Genomic DNA, 22,961 nt, shown 5'->3' with positions numbered 1-22,961 from the left:
AAAAGTGCGCTTGGAGGGATTCGAACCCACGGCCTTTGCCTCCGGAGGGCAACGCTCTATCCAACTGAGCTACAAGCGCATATATATTTAAGTTATTTAATAGATAAGCCATCCAAGTCAAATTTTTGTTTTGGATAAAGCGTAAACATAATACTCCCATATCCAAAATATACATTTTGAGAATCATTCGCATGCTTTTTTATTGCTTTTTGATCTACGGTCCATACAAAAGTTACATAATTTTCAGTGACTGAGTGCACTTTTAAATCCTTAGTATTTATAAACAGTTTTCCATTTACCCATATTTTCCATGTATCGGGAGAAAGATATAAAATTGAGTCTAAACTCACTACCTTACAGTTGAAATTATCTGATACCTCCTCTTTTACAGCTCTTGAAGATCGTAAATTGAACTTTTCCATTTCATTGACCATTCTATTAACTGGCTCTTCATCAAAAAAAATGCTTTTTACGTTACTATATTGTGACAAAACGTCAAAGTCACTTTCCACTGCTTCTCTTATTATATCGTCCCGATCTGTATAGCTTAGTTTTTGATTGTTGATAAAGAAACACTCTTTTGCACGCAAATTTGCTATATCAATAAAATCGTCGATTTCTTGATTGCCAACTTTAAGAATACTTTCAAAATATCTTTTTTCTATCATCATTCCATACTGAGAATGATGACAAACCATTTCATCATTACCTTGTTTTTCTATATATACGCATAAATTTCCACTATTTAATCCTAATATTTTATGCTCAATAAAATCTTCATTGCCAATATATTGTCGGCAAGAATACTCCTTACAAATTTCTATGCTTTCTATGATATCTTCACAACTGCAATATGCATTAACATTGGAAATGAGTAGCGTAAAAATAAAAAACAGCTTTATGTTCATCACCTTATCTACTTAATATAGTATACCAATCAAAGACTATATTAGCTCTCACTATCTCTATCATATTACCATTCAAAATCTGATTCATAGTTGCAGCATCAATATTTCTCTGCTTATTTAAAATAAGAGATTTGATCATAACATAACCGGGCAGATTTGGAATAGACTGTAGAAATAAAAAAATATGCTTATCGCTGATTGAGCTTAAATTTAGGACCACTTCACTTTTTATTACTTTTGTGCGTTCACTTTTGTTGTGGAGCTCAACTTCTTCGGGTATAGAAATTGATATTTCAGGTTCTAATATATAGTGCTTTTTATATAACTTGCTAAGCTCGAAATTTAAATTTGCAATGTATCTGCTACTATGTAAATTTGAAGAAGAAATTTTTTTCCATAAATCTAGGTTTTTATTTAGAACAACTTCCTTTTTTTGAATTCCAGTAATCTGTAAATTAATAGAACGTATTTTATCAATCGCAATTTGGTTTTTATTATAAATCTTTTCGTTATAGATAACAACATATGTTAATAACCCTATTAATCCAACAGATAATAACAAATACGATATAAACTGAATTGTAGCTTTTCTTTTTAATTGAGAGATAGTCATTAATCTACATTGCCTCTCCTATTTCAACATCAATAGATAGATTTTGCTCTTTAGCAGCAGGTAAGCTAGAAATATTAATGTCATAGGTACGAAAATTATCGTTTAAATTTTTTCGTAGTTTCTCGTATTGATGAGAAATATTTTTACCGGATTGAAAATTAAACTTTAAAGTTGTGGTAATATAACTTTTTGCCTCATTATAATTCCATTCAAATGATCGAAGCTCTATACCTGGTATTTTTAACTTTTCTACATACTTAACTTGTGTAAGAGGAGAGTATTCTATTTTTGATAAAATATTATTGATATTAATAAAATCATAAATTTCATCTATTTTTTTTACATTATAGCTTTGGCTAAGTTTTGTTAATTGGTTATTTAAGGTGTTCTGCTTTGCTGATAAATTATCAGCGACATTGAAATTTGAATACAAATTTAGCAAACAAAGGGTGTTTGTTATAACTAAAACCAGGGCGAAGTATAGAAAAATTCGAGGAGAGTTTAAATAAAGGTAATTGAATAGATAAAATTCTTTAGTTTCCTTTGTATTAAAAATAGCTGCTAATTTATTCTTAAAGCTATGAAACAAAATTATGGTATCGCAAAAGTTATCTTTTTCACTTATAGCTAGTTCTGCTCCTAATAGTTTGCCTAACTCATATGGAGTTAATATGTTCACACTGTTCTCTGAAAAATTTATGACTGATAAACTAGCTTTGATATCTTCTGACACTATGATACAAAGGTCGATAGGGTTATTTTTTTCAAACCCAAACTTAGTTAAGGATCGAATAGTATCTTGCACTTCCTGATATATTCCACCAGCGATAATTCCTGGTAAATTATCATTAGTAAATGATGTTAAGCGCGTAAATACCATTTTATTCTCTTTAAGAACCACTTGTCTATAGCCTCCCGTTTTAGTTGCAGCAACTATAATTTTCCAATTATTAGGATCTTTATGTAGAATCTTTTTTGTTATATTACTTATCTCTATAGGAAACATTAATATTCCCTTAAAGTTGGAGCCTATCTCAATAAACACATTCAACCAATATTCTACTAAATGCTTTGCTTTTGATGAAACAAGAAGATAGCACCAGTTTTGATTGAATTTGTTTGGCTTCTCAACCAAAAAAACTGAACTTATGTCATTATTACGAGAAAAATGCTCCATCTTTGTTTTTGCTGATAGATAGGCACTAATCTTGTTTGCCCTTGTAATAAACTGTAGCGAGTAATTTTGATCTGCATGATTAAGCACCAGGTATAAAGGTGCTTTTTTATCTGACGAAAGACATGAAATTAAATCGGAAACTGCTTTATCGTTTTTGCCCTTAACAAAATACCTTTTATTTAAAGTATTATTTTTAAAATATAGTAACATTATGCCTTCTTCTCCAATAGAAAGCATAAACTTACTTTTGGATTTTGAACTAAACATATTAACAAAGCATATACTTATCTAGAATTAAAAAGGCAATTTATTGAAATTCATTAAACGTTAGAGGGAAATATTGTTATAAATTTTCGCAGCAACATTATTTATATTATAATTTTTTTTATAAAATTATAATATTAAGTTATTTAGATAACAAATTAAGAAAATTCATTAAGACGAATTTGTTGTTTTTCAAATTGTAGGTAAACCTAAGCCACTTTGGCTATATCTGCCGATTGACTTTAATTAATAAGAGTTATTAATCTATTTACTATTCTTGTAATATTATTTCTAATGGTAAAGAAATATATATTTTTCTGGAACAGTTGTTATTTCAGATACAGAATTTATTGTAAGTATAGCTCTTTTTACAATAATCCGAACAGACCGTAATATGCTACTGGCCTGCTATAGCCATAAACACATATCTTATCGCATTCGGACTATTATAAGAAAGGCTATAAACTAACCATTTGCTGAAGAGCGCTCATCTTCTGTGGTACTTGATGATGGAGCAACTAATTTGCTCAAAATCTCATCTTTTGGTCCCATAGCGTAAATGACACCATCTGACATGAGGATCACCTTATCAACTACGGACAATAACGGTAGCTTGTGAGTGATGATAACAGTAGTAGTATTTTGTTTTCTTGCAATGCCAATTGCATTAATTAAGCATGCCTCTCCATTGCTATCTAAGTTAGCGTTTGGTTCATCAAGTACTAAAAGTTTTGTGTGACCATAAAAAGCTCTGGCAAGTCCAAGAAGCTGTTTTTGGCCGCCAGAGAGCGTTACTCCTCCAGGACCTCCTATTGTTGTATCATATCCATTTGGTAAGCTTAGTATTAGTTCATGTATTCCTGAAATTTTTGCTGCTTTGATTATTTCTTCAGGATTTGGATCTGGCCTCATGCGAGCAATATTAGCTTTGACACTAGTGTTAAATAACTCAATATCCTGAGGTAAGTAGCCAACATAATTACCAAAATTTTCTCGATTCCAAGTATATACATCAGCGCCATCTAGTCTGACTACACCAGATATTGGCTTCCATACACCAACAGTTAATTTTGCGATAGTGGATTTACCAGAAGCACTTGCACCAATAACACCAACTACATCTCCAGGATCTATAATGAATGATATTCCTTTTACTGTCGGCTTATTGCTTCCATAAGGAGTAAAAAATACTCTATCAAATTCCAATTTTCCTTCAGGTTCTGGTAGAGCCATCGTTTGCTCTCTTTTTGGCGATGTTAATATAAGTCTTTGTAGCCTTCCATATGACATTCTAGCCTGATTTAAAAACTTCCAAGTATGAACCGCAGCATCAAATGGTGCTAATACTCTACCCATTAAAATTGAAGCAGCGATGATGCTACCGGCAGTCTTATGAGCTGTGATTGCAAGTAATGCACCTGTTCCAATCACTGATATTTGCAGAGTTGAGCGCAAAAATTTAGTGATTCCAGTAATTACATTAGAGCGATTTTGTGCTTTAATTTGCATTGCTCGGTTCTGATCATTTCGTTTACACCAATCAGAGACTATGAATTCTGACATGCCCATAGCTTCAACCACTTCTGCATTTCTTGTTGCAACATCTATAGCATTGATATTCCGTATAGTTTCTTCGTTGGTTTCTTGTAATATTCGTTTAGTGGCAAGTTCATTCCATATTGCCATAGAGACTAATATAATAATTCCAGTAATAGCTATAAACCCCGTGGAGGTATGTATCATGAAAATCACAACAAGGTAAATTAACGACCATGGAGTATCAAACAGTGAGAATATACCATTTCCTGTAATGAAATTTTTTATCACTCCGAGATCTCGTATTGCTTCACCACTTGAAGTTGAGCTCTGCACTGACGTTAGCCTGATTGACCTTACTATCAGATCTGGTGTTGCAGTTTTATCGATCCAATCACCTATTTTTGCCATGGCTAAATATCGACAAGTTTCAAGCATTGCAGAACATGCAAATGCAGATAAAGTGATAATTGTCAGCATAGTTAGTGTTGATACACTTTCGCTCGATATCACCCGATCAAGCACTTGAGAGGTATAAAGTGGTAGGAATAACATTAATAAATTGATTCCCGCACTAAACCAAAAGATAAACCAAAATGCACTTTTGCATTTTTCTAGGCAAACATATAGAGTACTTTGCTTCAATTCTTTTTTTATTGATGGCGTAATTTCCACAATCTTCTTCTTAATTTGATTACATGCACCATATACAATTTTTATTACAAAAATATTAATAACGGTAGTTAGCTTACTTTAAGTGAGTAAAATATTAATATATGTGAATAGGAAATATAAACAATGGTAAAAAGAAGTATAGTTAATATTTCCTTCATTGCCTATAGCGAAGCTACGTCATACCGCGATTCATTCCATAGCTGTACGAACATTCATTTTTGAAGGTAAACTGCACAGCAAATGGTGTCATGAAAGTAGCTGACACTGGGATAGCTTTGTTGCATCGCTACTTATGAAAGGCTAACTATAATTAGGATTATAAGCAACTTATTGAAAATCTTGTTTTTTTGCAATCAATCTGATCAAATTTAAGAATAGTAATTTGTTATTTATATTAATAAATTTAATTCTATTGAAAATAGCTAAAGCATTGAAATTCTTGAATTTTAGCCGGATTAGTGAGTGGTAGTGAAATTTCTTTTACTCAAATTTAGGTATTCACTGACCGTTCTTGTTATAAATACCAGAATAATAAGCTACTGATATTCTCCACCTTTTTTATCTTTAATCCATCATAGCTAGCGATGCAACAAAGCCCACCGATTCATTCTACTGCAACGCAGAAAATTCGTACAATTGTGCATAATGTGGGCTTCTGGCTACATTTTTCTATTGAACTCACCTTTTCTCTATGTGACAGATTTCGTATTAAATTTTAAATTTAATGCGCCTAGATATACAAGCATTCCTAGCAAAACCATAGGTATAGAAAGCAACTGCCCCATAGTTAAATCAAGCCACAAATAGCCAATTTGATAGTCTGGTTCGCGAAAAAACTCAACGAAAAAACGTGCTATTCCATACCACATAACTGCAATACCAGTTAACGCACCGTGATACAGTCTTATTCTAGTTAAGAAAAACAGTGAATTTGCAACTGCAAAAAGTAGCAGTCCTTCAAAAAGTGCCTCATAAAGCTGGCTTGGATGATGCAGCAAATTATCACCACTCTCTGGAAATACCATACCCCATGGCATAGTTGTAACTCTGCCAAATAACTCTCCGTTTATAAAATTGCCTATGCGACCTAAAAATAAACCTATGGGAACTCCGCAAGAAACTAGGTCCAGTGCATAAAATATAGGAATGTTATGTCTTCTGCAGGAGATTATTACTGCAAGCAAAACTCCTATAGCACCGCCATGAAATGACATCCCTCCTTCCCAGGTCTTCAATATCTCGATAGGGTTGCTTATATAAAGAACTGGATCATATATCAATACGTAGCCAAGTCTACCTCCAAGGATAATACCTATAATAGTGGCTGTTAATAACGAATCGTAAAAATTCTTAGTAAATATTTTTTGGTCATCTAGCCTATGTAAATACCAATATGCAAACACTATACCCAAAACGTAGGCTAAGGAATACCAATATATAGAAACAGGACCGATGCTGAAAATTACTGGATTTAAAGACATATTTTGCTATAAATTATTTTTAGACAACCTACTTTTTTCACGATCCCACTCTCTCTGTTTTATGGTTGCTCTCTTATCGTAGAGTTTTTTTCCTTTTACAATGGCAATTTTAGTTTTTGCAAATCCTTTATCGTTAAAATAGACCGAAAGCGGCACAACAGTTATCCCAGCAGTCTTGATTTGACCAATTAGTTTATTTATCTCCTTTTTATGCAAGAGTAATTTACGTTCCCTTTTTGGTTTATGATTTTTGCGGTTCGCAGCTTTATATTCTGCAATATGCATATTGTGCAGCCATACTTCGCTATTCTTTTCAACAACGTAGGCGTCGGAAATATTTACTTTTCTTTCTCTTAGCGATTTAACTTCACTGCTTAATAAGACCATACCCGCTTCAAATTCTTCTAAGATGAAATATTCAAACCTTGCTTTCCTATTTTCTGCAATAACTTCCATATCTAAAGATATCTTTAAGCTTCAATATATTACAGAGTTTTTGACTTAATTCATAATAAAACAGTTATCCCAATAAATATAAGGTGCCAGGCTAGTCTGATAGCAACAGGATAACAAAAATCAAGTAAGTGCTTTTTCTGTCTCTCTAGGCACAAGTTCCTTTACTTCTTTCATTTCAGTTTTAGGCTTTGACATTATATATTGACCAGCACCAACTATGAGCGCAGATCCTGCAGCTAGTCCAATTATTGCTGGTACAGATAGGGCAGTAGCAAATGCAAGTGCAACACCAACTATCACTGCAGTTACAAAACACACAATAATACCTTTTACAATTGCATTTTTTGCAGATTGTTCTTTTTCTTTCACAATTGCATTTTTTCCAATTTGTTTTTCTTCCTTTTTCTCTGGAAGCTGCATTACATCTTTATTTTCAGTAAGATCCTTTGGCGTTTTTTTATTCTCATTTTTTAACGTTTGCTTTTTTTCCGCTTCCTCTAAAAGCTGAATTATACCTTGATATTTAGTAAGGTCTCTTGGCGTTTTTCCATCAACATCTTTTAATGAAGGGTCTGCTTCAGTGTGTAGCAGAACTTCCACCACTTTTATTTTGCCATTTTCAGCAGCAAGATGTAAAGGAGTACGTCTATCACCATTTTTTGCATTAACCTTTGCTCCTTTTGCGATTAGAGTTTTTACTATATCTTCGTGGCCATTTTCAGCAGCAACATGCAAAGGAGTCCATCTATCAGCATCCTTTATATTAACATCTGCTTTCTCAACTAGAATTTTTACTACCTCTATGTGGTTATTTTCAGCAGCAAGATGTAAAGCAGTACATCTATCATCATTTTCTGCATTAACCTTTGCTCCTTTTGCGATTAGAATGTCTACTACATCTTTATGGCCCTCTCTGGCTGCAAGATGTAAAGGAGTACATCCATCATCATCTTTTGCATTAACGTTTACTCCTTTATTTAATAGGTTTTTCACCTCCTCCTCATTATTATGTTTAACAGCTGAATGCAAAGCTTTGATGTTCTCTTGTGCCTTTAATAGAGCTCCTTTTACCACTTCATGGCCTTTTTGAGAAGCAAATGTTAAAGGAGTCCATTTATAATGGTCTTTCGCATTAACATCTGCTCCTTTTTCAATTAGAGTTTCTACTATATCTTTGCGGCCATTTGCAGCAGCAAGATGTAAAGAAGTCCACCCATCACTATTTTTTGCATCAACGTTGATTCCTTCTGCTTTTGATAGAACTTGTACTATCTCTTTGTGGCCATTTGTAATAGCAAGATGTAAAGGAGCCCATCCTTTATCATTTTCTGCATTAACATTTGCTCCTTTTCCAATTAGAGTGTTTACTACATTTTTGTGGTTCTTTTCAACAGCAAAATGTAAAGAAGTCCATCCATCACCATTTTTTGCATCAACAATTGCTCCTTTTCCAGTTAGAATGGTTACTACATCTTCGTGGCCATAGTGAGCAGCAATATGTAAAGGAGTAATTTTATTATCATGTTCTGCATTAATATCTGCCCCGTTTTCAATCAGAGCTTTTGCTACATTTGCATAGTTCCAATAAGAAGCAAGATGTAACAATTTGACTTTCTTAGAATTTTGACCACAAGATATAGTAAATATGTAATTTATGCCAGATCCACTATCGTTGTCAGGTTTACTCTTTTCCCACTCTTGACATAAATCTGGATCTTCTTCTTGTAACTTAGCTTTTATTTTTTCAACTATATTGTCCTTGCTCAAATCTGAAAGGTCATTTATTTTTTTTAATATTTCCATAAATTTGCCATATTTCATAACTTCCTCACTTAAAATACATAACTTAGTTGTTATATCTTTTAACATAGAAGTCAAGAACCTAAATATTCGTTATTATCTTTCCTTAAAGAGTCATTTAAGTTATATTACAGACTATGAAAAACCTCAACTTTAGGAAGGAAATCAAGTTTTTTTCTCTGTCATTTATAATTTTATTTGTTCTATGGACTGTATTGTCTGGTTATTTTGAGCCGTTTTTTATTTTTTGTGGAGTGTTTTCCTCTATATTCACATCGTTTATCTTTAGAAGGTTGATAAACGCTGAAAGAGCTCTTAGCCAGATTTTAAATAGTACGAGTAGACTGTCGTTTTATAAGTTAGTAAGTTATATACCATGGTTAATGTACCAAATCATTTTATCAAGTGTTTATGTAACAAAAAAGGTGCTACAACTCAAATCTAAGCTTGAGCCAATCATTATTCTAAGAAAATGCAAAGGGCATAATGATGAAAGCATTGCGTTATTTGCCAATTCAGTCACAATCACTCCCGGAACTTTAACTATCAATGTTGAAAGTAAGCAGAAAACATATTTCTCTACCATGTATTTGATAGATAAAGATCTTGAAAGCGGCATTTCTGAAATAGAAAATAAAATCTTAAAAATACTACGTTCAGTTAAGTAATTGCTTTAAATAAGTTAACAGCATCCTTATATTCCCTTACAAGACTTTCAAGCATTTCTTTTGGAAGGCTATTGTTAACAATAGAACATAAATAATTATACAAATCTTCTAACCTTAATATGTTATTTCTCTTCTTGCTGTTGAATTTATACGGAAAAATACCTTCCATAACTTCAATAGTAGTAGCCTTGTTTAAAAATACATTTTCACTTGTCACGCTTATTCTTGCTAAAACAGTGTTAATTTCAGGTTCGTCACTCGTATAAAAATCTGATAGCTGAGTTATTCTAATAACGTACAAAGTTACTATTTTTGACAAGCAATTATCAGCATATTCACAATTTTTTATTACCTCCCACTGAGTAACCTGAGATTTACCTATTTTTGCATTGTTCGGTAATTTACTCATTGAACTTTCTCCATTTAATCCAGTGTAATAAATTATACTAATACTTTGTTAAATAAATAATAACGCGATTACAAAAATATATACTTATAGTAGTATATTATACAAAAATAGCACAATATCTAAGCATTAAAGCTAGTTTAAGCTGGGTACATGGGGCTATTCGTTATTTTGTGTTGTCCAGTGAGGTTCAAAATTAGAGGTCCACTTATATAAAGAGTTTAGTCTGCCTTCTTTGCTATAAAATAAGTTTTCCTTTTGAGCTGTTTTGTTAGTATTAACTAAATTCTAAACTAACTGTGCTATAATGAAAAAGATAAAACTCGGAATACTAATTTCAGGTAGGGGGTCGAATATGCAGGCCTTAATAGAAGCATGTCAAGATCAGAATTTTTCCGCAGAAGTTGCATGTGTTATCACAAATAATAGCGAAGCTGCTGGTCTGAAAATAGCAGAGCAAGCAGGAATCTCAGCGTTTATTGTTAAAGATAAACCGCTTGATGCTGGTAAAATTCACGAAATACTTGTTCAACATAAGGTTGATTTAATTTGCCTTGCAGGGTTTATGAGAATTCTCAAAGCTGATTTTCTGAGTAAATGGCATAACAAGGTTATAAATATTCATCCCTCTTTACTTCCGTCTTTTAAAGGTCTAAACGCTCAAGAGCAAGCTCTAAAAGCAGGTGTAAAAATTACAGGTTGTACTGTACATTATGTCACTCCTGAAGTTGATGCTGGAGCCATAATTGCTCAAGTTGTTGTACCAGTGTTACCAGCTGATGATATTCAAAGCCTCTCAGAACGCATTCTAGCTAAGGAGCATAAGTGTTATGTAGAAGCAGTAAGGTCAATAGCAGAAGATATATGACTGTAATAATTATTGACCTTGAGCGTTTTTTCCAACTTCAACAAAAAATAAATTTTCAGGTTCCAGTAAAGAACTTGCCAGTTCGTTTACTTCCTCTAATTTAACATCATTAATGATATTCGCATAATTATTTATACGGTTAACATCACGATTATTTATCTGCATATTATCTAGCAGCGTTGCTGTATTTGTGTTATTGGACAGGAAAAGGACAAGATTATTTACCAAGCCAATTTTTGCATCCTTGAACAATTGTTCGTCAATTCCTTGCTTTTTTATTCTGCTAAATGTATCTTTTACTGCTGATATAGCTTTGCCAGCAGCAGAACTATCAGTACTTATAAATCCAGATATAATATTTCCATGTTTATTGGAAATAATACTTGCATAAACACCATAAGTAATACCCAAGTTTTGCCTCAGTTCTGTCATTAATATTGAATTCAGCCTCATGCCACCAAGTGCATCAATTAAGACACCAGCGTTATAATAATTAGGATCTTCATAAGCTATACCTTTTTGAGCAAAAAGTATCACACTCTGTGGTATATCCATAAAAATATTCTTACTTTCTGCAGAACCAAAATTATTTTTTACAGGTATTTTTCTAACTTTTGATCTTTTTGACGGCAATTTAGATAAATATTTATCTAATAATGTAATGATTTCTTCTTTTTTTGCACAACCAGCAACACTGATAACTATGTTATCTTTAGCAAAATTACGCTTTATGTATGTTAAAACATCACCTCTAGTAATGTTCATTATAGTGTCAAGAGTACAGTACACACTTTTTGAGTAAGGATGTTTTTTAAACAATAACGTATCTAATTCTTTTCCAGCAACAAAATAAGGACTTTTTCAAGATTATTAAAATTAACTTTGGCTTTCTCGAAAACTCTATTCAACCCTTCAGGGTCAACTTTAGGACGCATTATAGTATCGCTCAGTAATGAAATTGCTTCCTCTAGATTGTCAGACAAAGTATTTAATGAAACCCTAAATGCTTCTAAATCAGCAATAAAATTTAAACTAATCCCTTTATCTTCAAGCTTTTTCGCAAAATCTTTGGCATCATTTTTTCCTGCCCCTTCTTGAATTATAAGAGAAGTAAACCAGGTAAGTCCCTGTTTTTCTGCATTCTCATACACATAACCTGCATCTTTAAATGATATATTCAGTGAAACTTTTGGTAAAGCACAGTTTTCGACAAATAAAAACTTAAATCCTTTACGGGTAGTGACCTCCTCTATATTTAAGCTACCACTTGCTTGTAAATTAAAGCTTAGGCAGAAAAAAAACAGAAGTACAAATTTACTTATTCTCATTGTTATCTCCTTTTGGTAATAAACGACCAATTAACTTATTGGAAGAAAAGATAGTACGAATTTTGTTATTTACATCCTCTAAATTAACATCATCTATTTTGCTATATGAAATATCTATTTCATCAAGTGGAATACCAAGTGCAAGGTGTGGCACATAGAACATCGCTATATGAGTTAAGTCAGATAGATTATCAAACCATACGCGTCAAGTTAAGGAAAAGTGTAAGTAAAGTTGATAGAGTGAAGGAAAATAATAAAGTATAAATTCTCTTGGATATATGAATGAGAGAACTTACAATGGACAGAATAGCTTGCTTATCAAAAGACCTCAATGAATTCTTTAATGAAAAAGCAGACGAAATATCAATTGCAGTAGGTTTTATAAAAAGAAAGAGAAAACTTAATGGCTCATCATTCATAAAAGCTATGGTTTTTGGTAACATAGGAGTTGATGATTGCAGCATAGAAACAATGTGCCAATTGCTAAATGAAGACTCGATAGAAATTACAAAACAGGGTTTAGATTTTAGGTTTAGTGAAGAAGCAGTTGAGTTCATGAAAAAAATGTATAACGAAGCTTTGTGTTTATTTAAAAAAAGTCTACAGATTGATTGCAAAATTTTACAGCAATTTGGAAGCGTTAAATTATTGGATAGCAGCTACATTAGCCTGCCCAGTAGCATAGAAGATATGTACAAAGGATATGGCAGTAGCTATAGAGATTGTGAGAATAATACCAAATCAGGAATAAAGCTACAGTTAGTCTTTGATTACCTGAATCAAGCGCTAGATAAGTTAAATTTTATGGAAGGAATAAGGTCGGATCAAGGTTATAGGGATTATCTGAACGGTTTATCAGCCAATGATTTGCTAATATTTGACTTGGGCTACTTTGTGCCTAGTTCTTTTAAACAGATTGATGAAGCAGGTGCATATTTTGTTAGTCGTTATAAGTCTGATACCAATATATATGATATAGAAACAAATCAAAAAATAGAGCTATTGGAGTATTTGGAAGGTCAATTATCTTCAGAAAAAGAAGTATTATTAGGAAAGGAAGTAAAAATTAAGGTAAGAATTATATGTCAAAAGCTAACTGAAGAACAGTCTATGGCTAGAAGAAGAAAGGCTAATAAATTAGCAAAGTCACATGGATATACATCTTCTCAAAAGAATCAAAAGTTATTAGATTGGTCAATATTTATAACTAATGTTCCAGAGAGTAAAATTAATGCTGAACAAATATTGACGGTTTATAGAGTAAGATGGCAAATCGAATTACTATTTAAACTATATAAAAGTCATATCAATCTTGATAAACTAAAAGGAAAGACAAATCCATTTAGAGTATTGTGCGAGCTATACGCAAAATTATGTGCTATTCTCGTATTTCACGGAATGATTGGCTGTGTAAAACTAAAAAAGAACACGGAGCTCAGTTTAACAAAGGCATTTATTGAATTGAAAAGGCGGGTTAGAGAGCTCTTTTTGATATTAAACAATATTGTCAATAATTTAAAAATTTTTCTAAAAAAGCTTACTATAATCTGGTCAAAGTTTTCTTTGAAAGACAGATATAGGAAGACCAGGGTATCTACTTTAAGCTCTCTACATTCCTTAACTTGACGCGTATGGTTTATTTAACACTCCCTCACATTCTGCGCCAAAGGCAGATAAACCACTGATATCGCCTAAGCCTGTTAATTTAAAAACGAAACCTGAAGCTCTTCCTGCAACAACAGTGACTAATGAAGCAGGAAAGCTACCAGCTTCTTCTGTTAAGGACCGTTGTAAAATGTTTGGTGGAGCGGCTACTAAATTTGAGAGGGGATCGGTATTAGTACGTTAAGGAAAGCACCACACACTTCCCTTCTTTTTCAAAATAAGTTTACCTATAGATCTGATTGTATTAAGATTGTTTAATACAATCAGATCTATTATATGCGTTTATCCAAGTATTACTTACCAACTCTAAAGGAAAAGCCTGCTCATGCTAAAATTATCTCCCATCAATATTCTTTACGTGCAGGTTTAATAAAGCAGATAGCATCTGGCATTTATTCCTGGTTACCACTTGGTCTCTTAGTGCTTAAAAATATTGAAGACATTATCAGAGATGAAATGAACAAATCCGGTGCTATTGAAGTGTTGATGCCTTGTGTCCAACCAGCAAATCTTTGGCGAGAATCAGGGCGTTACGATGATTACGGTAAGGAAATGTTACGTATAAGGGATAGGCATGAGGAAGACATGCTTTTTGGTCCAACGCACGAGGAGGTGGCAACTGATCTAATTAGAGATATGGTAAAAAGTTACAAAGATTTGCCACTTTGTTTATACCAAATTCAATGGAAGTTTCGTGATGAGGTAAGACCACGTTATGGCGTTATGAGGGGCAGGGAATTTTTGATGAAGGATGCATATAGCTTCGATGTAGATTACGAAGGTGCACTGAATTCATATAATTTGATGTACAAAACTTACATAAAAATCTTCAAACGCATGGGACTTACCCCAATTGGAGTTCGAGCTGATACGGGGCCAATTGGAGGAAATTTGAGCCACGAGTTTCATATATTGGCAAACACTGGTGAAAGCACTTTATATTACGACAACAAATTTTCTGAGTTGCTAGAAAGCGAAGATGTTGAAAGTTTGAAGAGTATATACGCAGTTGCAGATGATATGCATGATCCTGAGACTTGCCCTATATCACAAGAGCAGTTAAATGTTAGTAAAGGTATTGAAATAGGGCATATTTTTTATTTTGGCGACAAATACTCAAAGCCTATGAAGGCAAGTGTTACTTCTCAAGATGGAAAAAATGTCAATATACATATGGGTTCGTATGGCATTGGAGTTTCAAGGCTTGTCGGTGCAATAATAGAAGCTTTTCATGATGATAAAGGAATTATCTGGCCAGAATCGGTGGCTCCTTTCAGAATTGGTTTAATCAATTTACAAACGAAAGTAACGGAGGCTGCAGATAAAATATACAAAGCTTTGAAGAGCGATGAAGTGCTTTACGATGACACGGAAGGAAGTGTAGGAGTAAAATTTTCTAGAATGGATCTGATAGGCTTGCCGTGGCAAATAATTGTCGGAAAAAAGGCAATAGATGAAAAGATAGTTGAAGTAAAAAATAGAGCAACTGGAGAGGTAAAGGAAATGCAGATTGAGGAAGCAATAAATCACTTTAGCACAAAATGATACACGGTATCGGCACTGACATAGTATATATACCAAGAGTATCGAGGATATTACAAAAATACGGGGAAAAATTTCTCAATAGAATCTACACTGAGAAAGAAATAGAGCTAAGTAGAAAGTATAATAGTCAAGAAATGCGAGCAAGGTATTTCGCTAAGCGTTTTGCGGCAAAGGAGGCTTTTGTTAAAGCACGAGGTAGTGGTCAGGGTATTATAATGAAAGATATAGAAATATACAATGATGTAAGAGGCAAGCCATATCTTACCGTTAGCAAGGATTTTATCTCCAAAATTCATCTTTCTCTGAGTGACGATGGAGATTACGCTACTGCATTTGTTGTAATTTGCGTCTAGCAGATATTGTTTCAATTTATGCAGTTGACTTTATGCTATCTATATAGCTAAACCGACTTACAACAATTTGAAAAACCGTCATTCCGCTACTAGTTAGCGGAATCTATGCTGAGATACCGCGGCGGTATGACGGTTCGCGGTGGCATGACGATAAGCTCGTCATCCCGCTACGTGTTAGCGGGATCTAGAGATACCGCGGCAGCATAGCTATAGCATATGCAACAACTAAAAAAACATAGCAGTTTTTCTATGATTTTAGTATAATTCTAGCTTTACCTAAACAAAAAATTTATGGACTATATCTTAATGTATCTTTCCTTACCATTTTCAATTACTGAGAATTATTTATTAATTACTGCGTTGATTCCACTTTTAAGTGCGTTAGTTATTTTTTTTACTGGTAAATGGCCCGGAGTGAACAATAGTATTACTGTCACTTCTTCTGTACTTCTGTTTACGTATACGTGTCTGTGCACTTTATATTGGGTGTATGGTGATCATTCTCAATTTATCCTCATGGATTTTGGTAATAATTTGCACATTAGTTTAAAGCTAGAGTCTACCGGAGTAATATTCAGTTTATTAATATCGTTTTTATGGGTGCTGACCAGTATATATGCAATATGTTATATGCATAATAACTATGCTGATAGCAATCACTCAAGTTTTCTATGCTTTTTTTCAATATCAATTAGCTGTGCAATGTTTATTGCTTTTTCTGGAGATTTGCTCACTACATTTGTCTTTTATGAGCTTCTAACTATTAGTACATACCCTCTGGTTACTTACAACTCAACAAATGAATCAATGATTGCAGGGCGCTATTACTTTGGCGTGCTATTTTTCTCTTCTTTGGTATTGTTTTTTCCTGCAATAGGCCTTTTATATAATGAATTTCATACTTTAGACTTTGTAAGTGGTGGAATATTCAAATTTGATACTTCACTCATCACTTTCATTGCAGTGTGTTTTGCTATGCTGATTTACGGAATAGGAAAAGCTGCATTAATGCCAATGCATTTTTGGTTACCAAAAGCAATGGTTGCACCAACTCCTGTAAGCGCACTACTGCATGCTGTTGCTGTTGTGAAATCCGGAGTTTTCATCATCATAAAAGTTATATTATACACTTTCGGTATCGGTAACATGCAACGTTTTGCGCAGCAAAGTTGGTTTGCTGGAGGGTGGCTTCCGTACGCTGCTGGATTTACTATTATTACTGCATCATTGATTGCATTAAAGCAAAAAGAATTAAAAAAATTGCTTGCTTACTCTACCATCTCTCAATTGTCGTATATTATATTATTCGCTTCAATTTTTAGTGAGCTCAGCATGAGGGTTGCAATTTTCCAATTAGTTTGCCACGCATTTGCAAAAATCACTTTGTTTTTCGTTGCAGGAGCAATAATAACAAGAGCAGGTGAGAAGTATATAGATAAGATTTACGGTATAGGACGCAGTATGCCAATTAGCATGACAGCATTTGCTATAGGTGCGTTGTCTATGATAGGGGTGCCGCCTGCTCCGACTTTTTGGGGTAAATTTCTCATTTTTCAAGCTGTTTTCAACTCTGGCAATGTAATACTTTCTGTGTTTGTAACTCTAGTGTTAATTGTTAGTACTATACTCAACGCTCTGTACTTTTTACCGATAATTTACAACGCCTTTTTCTTAAAACCTTCTCAGAATTACTTTATTAAAAAAACACCAATTCTTCTAGTTTTACCTCCAGTTATTACTGCTACATGCACTTTGGTTATTTTTTTTAGCTACCAAGTAATATTTTAAAATCTGTATTTATAACCATTAACAATAAATTTAAATGGTATTATACCAGCCAGAGTTGCTTTTATATTCGACAAAGTGAAGCTAATCTCCACAGTATCCTCCTTATTTTGCTCGGTTGTAAAAACTACAGTAGCATTTCCAGCAAATGTAACTAGGTCCTTGGTCGATCGGTCAATAGATAATGTTATTACGTTTATGTTGGTAATTTTTCTTTTGGATGAAACAGCTTCATTATTCGTTTTTTCCTGAAAGCCTTGATGGATTTTATGTATAGAATTGTTTCTTATAAAATTTTCTTGGTACTTCGGTTCAACGGTCTTAATGGACTCGTATACTTCAATGTATTTACTTATTAAGTACCTCGCTGTGGAAGTGTATTCATCTTCCTTTTTACTGAAACTAAGCTTATGCATTGCAGAGAACTCATCTTCTGTGTGGTTCATATACTTCACAAAATTTAAATCTTTTTTAACAGGAAATAACAGGTATATGTTTAATGTTAATAAACATAAGCATACTAGGAGAAGCGATACTATTAATGCCATCCAAGATCTTTCTGCTACACAAAACAGATACCTATGGCAGTACCATTCGACTGCTTTACTGAAATAACTTTTGTTTTTTACTGATTCAAGCAATTTATCTTCCATAACACAATACTACCAGACCTAATCGGATCATTATAATAACAATAAGCTTAGATACTCTAAAAAAAACTTTAAAATATGTCTAAATTTTCCCAAATAGGATGAATGATTATATCACCTTGTTCTGCAATGAGGTAGAATTTATCGATTTTGCTCACATCTATATTTATCATTTTTACACTGAAATTTTCAGGATCATAAGTATTACTTTCTACACTTTTGTGATAATTATAATAATGTAATTTATTTTGATCATCAAAATAACCAAATTCATCAGCAAAGGTTCCCACTTTTCTACCTTTACCACTTTTGACTAGCTCAAATAGATCAATTACATGGTTTTGGGATCCAGGCTCAATAGGCCCTTCTGCAGCAAAAATTTAGGTGCATGACCAACGTATTCCTTAAATTTTAGATTATGAGTCTTTTTTACACTACCAAAATCCACAAACTTATATTCATCTGAAACGCCAGAATATTGTGGATCATACTTTTTATATTCAAAAAACTCATTACCTAAAAAATTACAAAACGTTAATTTATAATTATCATGATCGGATTTTACGACTTTAAGGTAATGAAAATCTCTAGGAATCCTTACTTCCTCTTCCGTGATATGATTACGTACAACAAACTCACCATTTAGCATATGATAGCCAATTTTTGGCAAAGTGGCTATATTGATTGCCTTGTTTAGCTTAAAATTTGCCTCATAGATGCCACTTAATAACTCCTTTCCTTTTTCTAAGGTGACGTCCTGGTCTAAAGCTATATTCTTGATTGAACTCAATTCTTTCTGCATATTCAGTATAGCTTTCGTCAAAACTTCTATTGATTGCCATACAGTTAATTTATTATCAGTCAAATTATATACTTCAAGTATTAAATTAACAGGATTTTATCATGAATTTATGTTAAAAGTATTATACTTTGTAAACTTATGTCATGATATTAACTACATTAGCTAAAACATGCTTTTTATCTAAGTGGAGTTGCTTAGCAACAACAAAAAGTTCATCTATTTTTTTCCACTGACTTAGCAGAATTTCAACATCATTTACCTCTCTCTTTATGCTTTCTAAAATGAAGGCCTGAATTATATATGATGCTAGTTCTAGTTCGATTTCGCTATTAATTACTTTATTAATCATATTGGGATTCTTTAAATCATGAAGAAATTTATAAAAGCACTTGTATGCTTCATAAGCATCACTACTTATTGCATTTATTATCATTCCTGGCATTCCAGGAAATAAAGTAATGATTTCATCAAATATTTGATCATCAAATTTACATTGAGATGAAACAACTTGCTTTGTTTCATCATAAGTTAATGGGAGTAAATTCAGCTGAAAGCACCTACACAAGATAGTGGTTTGTATATCATATGGCTTATGGCTAATTATAAATATCTTAGAATTTTTTGGCGGCTCTTCTAATATTTTCAATATTGCGTTTTTAGCGTTATTAGTCATTGCCTCTAAGCTATCTATTATAGCTATTTTGTGTTCTGATTGAATGGGACTTAAGTGTAGAAAGTTTTTCATTTCTCTGACTTTTTCTATTCCGATAGTATCACCTTCAACAATGTGTAAGTCCAATGCTACTTCATTATAGCTTTTTATGAGTAACCAATTGGAGAAGGATTTTGCAAGTGTTGCTTTTCCTATACCTTTTTTACCACAGATCAGCCAAGACTGAACAGATAAGTTGTTCATTAATTTTTTTTTGGCCTGGTTGTGACCTATTACTTTTTTCATTCTTTCTCCTATAGATCTTAGTTTGAAAATGCATTGTTTACTGTTTGTAATAAAATTGCACCTTCCCTTAAAACCTTAATCTTATCTTCGGTTAAGTCAATAATAGTAGATTCTATACCAGAAACTAATTCGTCATCTTCAATCACTGCAGATAAATGTTGCTTAATGGATTGTGGTATATCGTCTGCCTTACATACACTTTTTTCTCCTGAAATATTTATACTAGTTGCAACTATTGGAACTTTCAGTTTGTTTAGTATTGAAATTGCAATAGGATGCTCAGGAATTCTGATACCTATACTATCTTTAAAGAATTCGTTTGGCAATATGTTGTTGTTTTTAAGTGGTAAAATATAGGTAATTGGTCCAGGAGAAAAGTGGTTTATTAAATCAATATATCTTTCCTTTACCTTTGCTATTTTTGTCAAATTGTAAATATCACTAACAAATATAGACAGTGGTTTATTTTGAGAGCGTTTCTTTATCTGATATATTTTTCGTATAGATTCATTATCTAGTGCATTACAAGCAAGAGCATACACTGTTTCTGTTGGAAAACACACTAATAAATTGTTCTGTATTGCATTTATTATTTTAGATACCATATAGCTAAAAACTTATTCATAACAACTAGATCAGTTTTGTTGCACTGTATCTTATATAGTAACTGCTAGTTTTTGTAAACGTAATGCAACGCAGCTTACCATTTGTTATGCAGATTTGCTACAACCCAAACTCTTCATTGACTTTATCAATTATTGCCTGTGGTGGATCCTCTCCCCATCCTGAATACAAAATCTCTCCATAGTCTGCAACATCTATAGAGCCAGTTCTGCTTTTTGCTAGAAACATTTCTCTTTTCTCTTTATCAACTAACACATAATGCCACGCTGATTTTCCACGATCTTTACCACGGACTAAGTATACAAGATCTGACCTACTTCTTTTTGTTGCATCAGCAAAAGATCTTTCATTGACAGTTCTGCTTTTACTTTTTATGCCGCCACTTTCAGAAAAAGCTTCCTTGGATTCGGTTTTTTTGCCTGCTAATTCAGAAATTTTTCCTTTTTCCCCTAATGCCCGTTCTTTGGTGTTTTGAGACGAATACTTACTGGAAAAACCTTCCCCTGTACCGCCAGGAGTCCTGTTTGTGAAACGCTTAGTAAATGAATTATTGTCGTTGTTTTCTGCCATAAAAATCTCCAAACTTTAGATTGTAGAATCCAAACTTTTACTACACTTTATCATATGTTAATTAAATTAATATAAATGAAAAATAATATAGTAATTATTACAGGAATTACGGCCTCAGGTAAATCAGAATTATGCGATAACCTGATAGAAAAATATGGAAATATTAGTATAATAAATTGTGATTCAAAGCAGGTATATGAAGAAATTCCCATAATTACTGCTCAACCACCAAAGCAAGAAGTATTTTATAAACTATATGGTTATGTTTCAGCAAAAGAAAATTATTCCGTGGGTCTATGGTTAGAAGATTTAGAAAAAGAAGTTAATCACGCATTAGAAAATGCTCAAATACCTATCATCACTGGAGGAAGCGGGCTTTACATCAGCAGTTTAATCAAAGGCTTATCATCAATGCCACAAATAAGTCAGAAAGTGAGAAAAAACGTAAGTGAGCTCAGGAAAAATTTAAGTAAAGAGGAGTTTTACAAATTAGCGCTAAGCAAAGATCCAAGGATTCAAGGTAAAGTGTTCATGAATGACTCGCACCGCCTTTCAAGGGCACTTGAAGTTATCACTGAAACTGGCAAGTCAATTTTTGTATGGCAAAAGAATAGACAGCCTCCTTTATTCAATAATTTTAAGATATATACAATTCTGCCTAAACGTGAAGATGTATACCGAAAAATAAATTCTCGTTTCATTACAATGATTGAAAATGGAGCAATTGATGAAGTAAAAAAGCTACTTAGCATGAACCTAGCCCCACATTTGCCAGCTATGAAAGCACACGGAGTGCCAGAAATTATAAAGTACTTGAAAGGTGAGATTACTTTAGACGAAGCGATACAAATTGCTCAAACAAACACAAGACACTACGCGAAACGTCAGTATACCTGGTTTAAAAAACAATTTCTAAATGCTGAAGTGATTGATTGTGCAAACAAGCTCAAGATATTTTAATTCAGGCCGTGCTCATTACTACGAATAGGGGGTTCCATATTTTCCAGATGGTCGCTTACTTCTAGTGGATCGCCTAAACCATGCTCTATTTTTATTTTAAAAAATCCAAGCCTCTCGCACAATTTCTGAAAGTATTCTTTTATAATGTCAAATAAGCTTTTATCACCTATATTATAGTCCTTCAGTCTCTCAGGAACAGTAAGTGACAAGTTACCATTTGTGTATGTTACATTTTTATCATCTTGAGACTTAAGCGTGAATTCTAGTGAGCTGGATAGATCACACACCTTGTCACCGAATGTACCGTCACTCCTTTGGAAAAATATTGGTAATGTCATATCAGATTTAACACTCACATTATTTTGGCTAACACAGTCAATACTTATCACTTTTTCAGGTCTTTCTATTATGAATGAATGCTGGCTAAGTGCACCTTGAAACTCTATATGTACACCAGCTTCATATCCTGCTTGATTACAATTGATAACTAATTCTTCCAAGATAGAGTCACTTGGAACTTCTGCCTTAGCGTATTTGAACATCTCCTTAAAAACTTTTCTTGCAAATGGGCGGTAGTCTTCATTTTTACCTTCACTTTTTGGCAGTAAACTATCATGTTCTTTGTATAGCTCGGCAATCAAATCTCTACTTATACTTTTGCCGTTAATAACAAAATCCATTCTCTGAAAATCTAAGAACGCTGTATTACCAGAATTCGCTTCAGCATTGTCTTTACCAGCTCTTAACTTGCTAAAACCAAACTTTTCTGCTTGAGCTCTTAATGTAACTACTGGATTTTCCTTTTCTTCTGATATAGAGCTACTCATTATGAATACCTTGATATAGACTGCTGATAGTATAATAATACA

Annotated in this window: 20 protein-coding genes, 1 tRNA gene and 3 pseudogenes; 7 read left to right on the top strand and 17 right to left on the bottom strand. The window is 33.1% G+C overall.

What is annotated here, in order from left to right:
- Positions 1–5: 5 nt before the first annotated feature.
- From HUB95_RS01760 to HUB95_RS01725, 8 genes are all read right to left on the bottom strand, one after another.
- Positions 6–79 (bottom strand) — tRNA-Arg (locus HUB95_RS01760).
- 13 nt (positions 80–92) lie between these two features.
- On the bottom strand, positions 93–908 hold the full coding sequence (locus HUB95_RS01755; RefSeq protein WP_065094808.1) for a hypothetical protein: 816 nt from the start codon (positions 906–908) through the stop codon (positions 93–95).
- Positions 909–912: 4 nt separating this feature from the next.
- The gene (locus tag HUB95_RS01750) at positions 913–1,521 is read right to left on the bottom strand and encodes a hypothetical protein (RefSeq protein ID WP_015589194.1); all 609 of its coding nucleotides are present in this window, start codon (positions 1,519–1,521) and stop codon (positions 913–915) included.
- A gap of 4 nt (positions 1,522–1,525) precedes the next feature.
- Positions 1,526–2,965, bottom strand: a complete 1,440-nt coding sequence (locus HUB95_RS01745) for a hypothetical protein (RefSeq protein WP_015589193.1) — start codon at positions 2,963–2,965, stop codon at positions 1,526–1,528.
- Positions 2,966–3,427: 462 nt separating this feature from the next.
- Positions 3,428–5,173, bottom strand: coding sequence for a type I secretion system permease/ATPase (locus tag HUB95_RS01740; protein ID WP_197907425.1), 1,746 nt, complete (start codon positions 5,171–5,173; stop codon positions 3,428–3,430).
- Between the two features lie 689 nt (positions 5,174–5,862).
- On the bottom strand, positions 5,863–6,654 hold the full coding sequence (gene lgt, locus HUB95_RS01735; protein ID WP_015589191.1) for a prolipoprotein diacylglyceryl transferase: 792 nt from the start codon (positions 6,652–6,654) through the stop codon (positions 5,863–5,865).
- Positions 6,655–6,660: 6 nt separating this feature from the next.
- Positions 6,661–7,110 carry an SsrA-binding protein SmpB gene (smpB, locus tag HUB95_RS01730; RefSeq protein WP_007548863.1) on the bottom strand — a complete coding sequence of 150 codons (450 nt, stop codon included), beginning with the start codon at positions 7,108–7,110 and terminating at the stop codon, positions 6,661–6,663.
- A gap of 120 nt (positions 7,111–7,230) precedes the next feature.
- Positions 7,231–8,979 carry an ankyrin repeat domain-containing protein gene (locus HUB95_RS01725; RefSeq protein ID WP_197907427.1) on the bottom strand — a complete coding sequence of 583 codons (1,749 nt, stop codon included), beginning with the start codon at positions 8,977–8,979 and terminating at the stop codon, positions 7,231–7,233.
- A 68-nt stretch (positions 8,980–9,047) separates the two neighbouring features.
- Here HUB95_RS01725 and HUB95_RS01720 point away from each other — a divergent pair, with 68 nt between their 5' ends.
- A complete protein-coding gene (locus HUB95_RS01720) occupies positions 9,048–9,578 on the top strand; it encodes a Na+/H+ antiporter subunit E (protein ID WP_010962821.1) in 531 nt (176 codons plus the stop codon).
- On the opposite strand, the gene HUB95_RS01715 is transcribed toward HUB95_RS01720, so the two are convergent.
- Positions 9,571–9,987, bottom strand: coding sequence for a hypothetical protein (locus HUB95_RS01715; protein WP_006279382.1), 417 nt, complete (start codon positions 9,985–9,987; stop codon positions 9,571–9,573). The two genes, HUB95_RS01720 and HUB95_RS01715, sit on opposite strands and share 8 nt — an antisense overlap.
- Positions 9,988–10,291: 304 nt before the next feature.
- Between HUB95_RS01715 and purN the strand changes: the two genes are divergently transcribed.
- Entirely contained in the window at positions 10,292–10,852 is a 561-nt protein-coding gene (gene purN / locus HUB95_RS01710; RefSeq protein ID WP_015589189.1) for a phosphoribosylglycinamide formyltransferase, read from the top strand.
- 9 nt (positions 10,853–10,861) lie between these two features.
- On the opposite strand, the pseudogene HUB95_RS01705 reads toward purN, so the two are convergent.
- Positions 10,862–12,180, bottom strand: a pseudogene (locus HUB95_RS01705) (M16 family metallopeptidase).
- Positions 12,167–12,376: pseudogene (locus HUB95_RS01700) on the bottom strand (insulinase family protein); the annotation flags it as partial. The pseudogenes HUB95_RS01700 and HUB95_RS01705, both read right to left, overlap by 14 nt.
- 101 nt (positions 12,377–12,477) lie before the next feature.
- Between HUB95_RS01700 and HUB95_RS01695 the strand changes: the two are divergent.
- From HUB95_RS01695 to HUB95_RS01680, 4 genes are all read left to right on the top strand, one after another.
- Positions 12,478–13,806, top strand: coding sequence for an IS4-like element ISWosp9 family transposase (locus HUB95_RS01695; protein ID WP_197907300.1), 1,329 nt, complete (start codon positions 12,478–12,480; stop codon positions 13,804–13,806).
- 315 nt (positions 13,807–14,121) lie between these two features.
- Positions 14,122–15,390 (top strand): proline--tRNA ligase, encoded by a 1,269-nt coding sequence (gene proS / locus HUB95_RS01690; RefSeq protein ID WP_015589211.1) that lies wholly within the window; start codon positions 14,122–14,124, stop codon positions 15,388–15,390.
- Positions 15,387–15,743 (top strand): holo-[acyl-carrier-protein] synthase, encoded by a 357-nt coding sequence (locus tag HUB95_RS01685; protein WP_007549151.1) that lies wholly within the window; start codon positions 15,387–15,389, stop codon positions 15,741–15,743. Before proS ends, HUB95_RS01685 begins: the two co-directional genes overlap by 4 nt.
- Positions 15,744–16,034: 291 nt before the next feature.
- Positions 16,035–17,531 (top strand): proton-conducting transporter transmembrane domain-containing protein, encoded by a 1,497-nt coding sequence (locus tag HUB95_RS01680; RefSeq protein ID WP_209452475.1) that lies wholly within the window; start codon positions 16,035–16,037, stop codon positions 17,529–17,531.
- Here HUB95_RS01680 and HUB95_RS01675 read toward each other — a convergent pair.
- The 5 genes and pseudogenes from HUB95_RS01675 to HUB95_RS01655 form a co-directional block, all read right to left on the bottom strand.
- Positions 17,528–18,181 (bottom strand): type IV secretion system protein VirB8, encoded by a 654-nt coding sequence (locus HUB95_RS01675; RefSeq protein WP_015589213.1) that lies wholly within the window; start codon positions 18,179–18,181, stop codon positions 17,528–17,530. The two genes, HUB95_RS01680 and HUB95_RS01675, sit on opposite strands and share 4 nt — an antisense overlap.
- Positions 18,182–18,249: 68 nt before the next feature.
- A pseudogene (locus tag HUB95_RS01670) lies at positions 18,250–19,043 on the bottom strand (hypothetical protein).
- A gap of 73 nt (positions 19,044–19,116) precedes the next feature.
- Positions 19,117–19,938, bottom strand: coding sequence for an AAA family ATPase (locus HUB95_RS01665; protein ID WP_141457205.1), 822 nt, complete (start codon positions 19,936–19,938; stop codon positions 19,117–19,119).
- Between the two features lie 17 nt (positions 19,939–19,955).
- Positions 19,956–20,543: an L-threonylcarbamoyladenylate synthase gene (locus HUB95_RS01660; RefSeq protein ID WP_209452474.1), complete on the bottom strand. Its 588-nt coding sequence runs from the start codon at positions 20,541–20,543 to the stop codon at positions 19,956–19,958.
- Positions 20,544–20,661: 118 nt separating this feature from the next.
- Entirely contained in the window at positions 20,662–21,132 is a 471-nt protein-coding gene (locus tag HUB95_RS01655) for a hypothetical protein (RefSeq protein WP_015589217.1), read from the bottom strand.
- A gap of 75 nt (positions 21,133–21,207) precedes the next feature.
- Here HUB95_RS01655 and miaA point away from each other — a divergent pair, with 75 nt between their 5' ends.
- Positions 21,208–22,092 carry a tRNA (adenosine(37)-N6)-dimethylallyltransferase MiaA gene (gene miaA / locus HUB95_RS01650; RefSeq protein WP_209452473.1) on the top strand — a complete coding sequence of 295 codons (885 nt, stop codon included), beginning with the start codon at positions 21,208–21,210 and terminating at the stop codon, positions 22,090–22,092.
- Here the strand turns inward: miaA and HUB95_RS01645 are convergent.
- On the bottom strand, positions 22,089–22,919 hold the full coding sequence (locus HUB95_RS01645; RefSeq protein ID WP_015589219.1) for a hypothetical protein: 831 nt from the start codon (positions 22,917–22,919) through the stop codon (positions 22,089–22,091). The genes miaA and HUB95_RS01645 overlap by 4 nt on opposite strands.
- Positions 22,920–22,961 lie beyond the last annotated feature (42 nt).

This window comes from Wolbachia endosymbiont of Ceratosolen solmsi, from assembly GCF_017869155.1.
In the GTDB taxonomy this organism is placed as follows: Bacteria; Pseudomonadota; Alphaproteobacteria; order Rickettsiales; family Anaplasmataceae; genus Wolbachia; species Wolbachia pipientis.
This window is presented reverse-complemented; position numbering and strand designations above follow the sequence as displayed.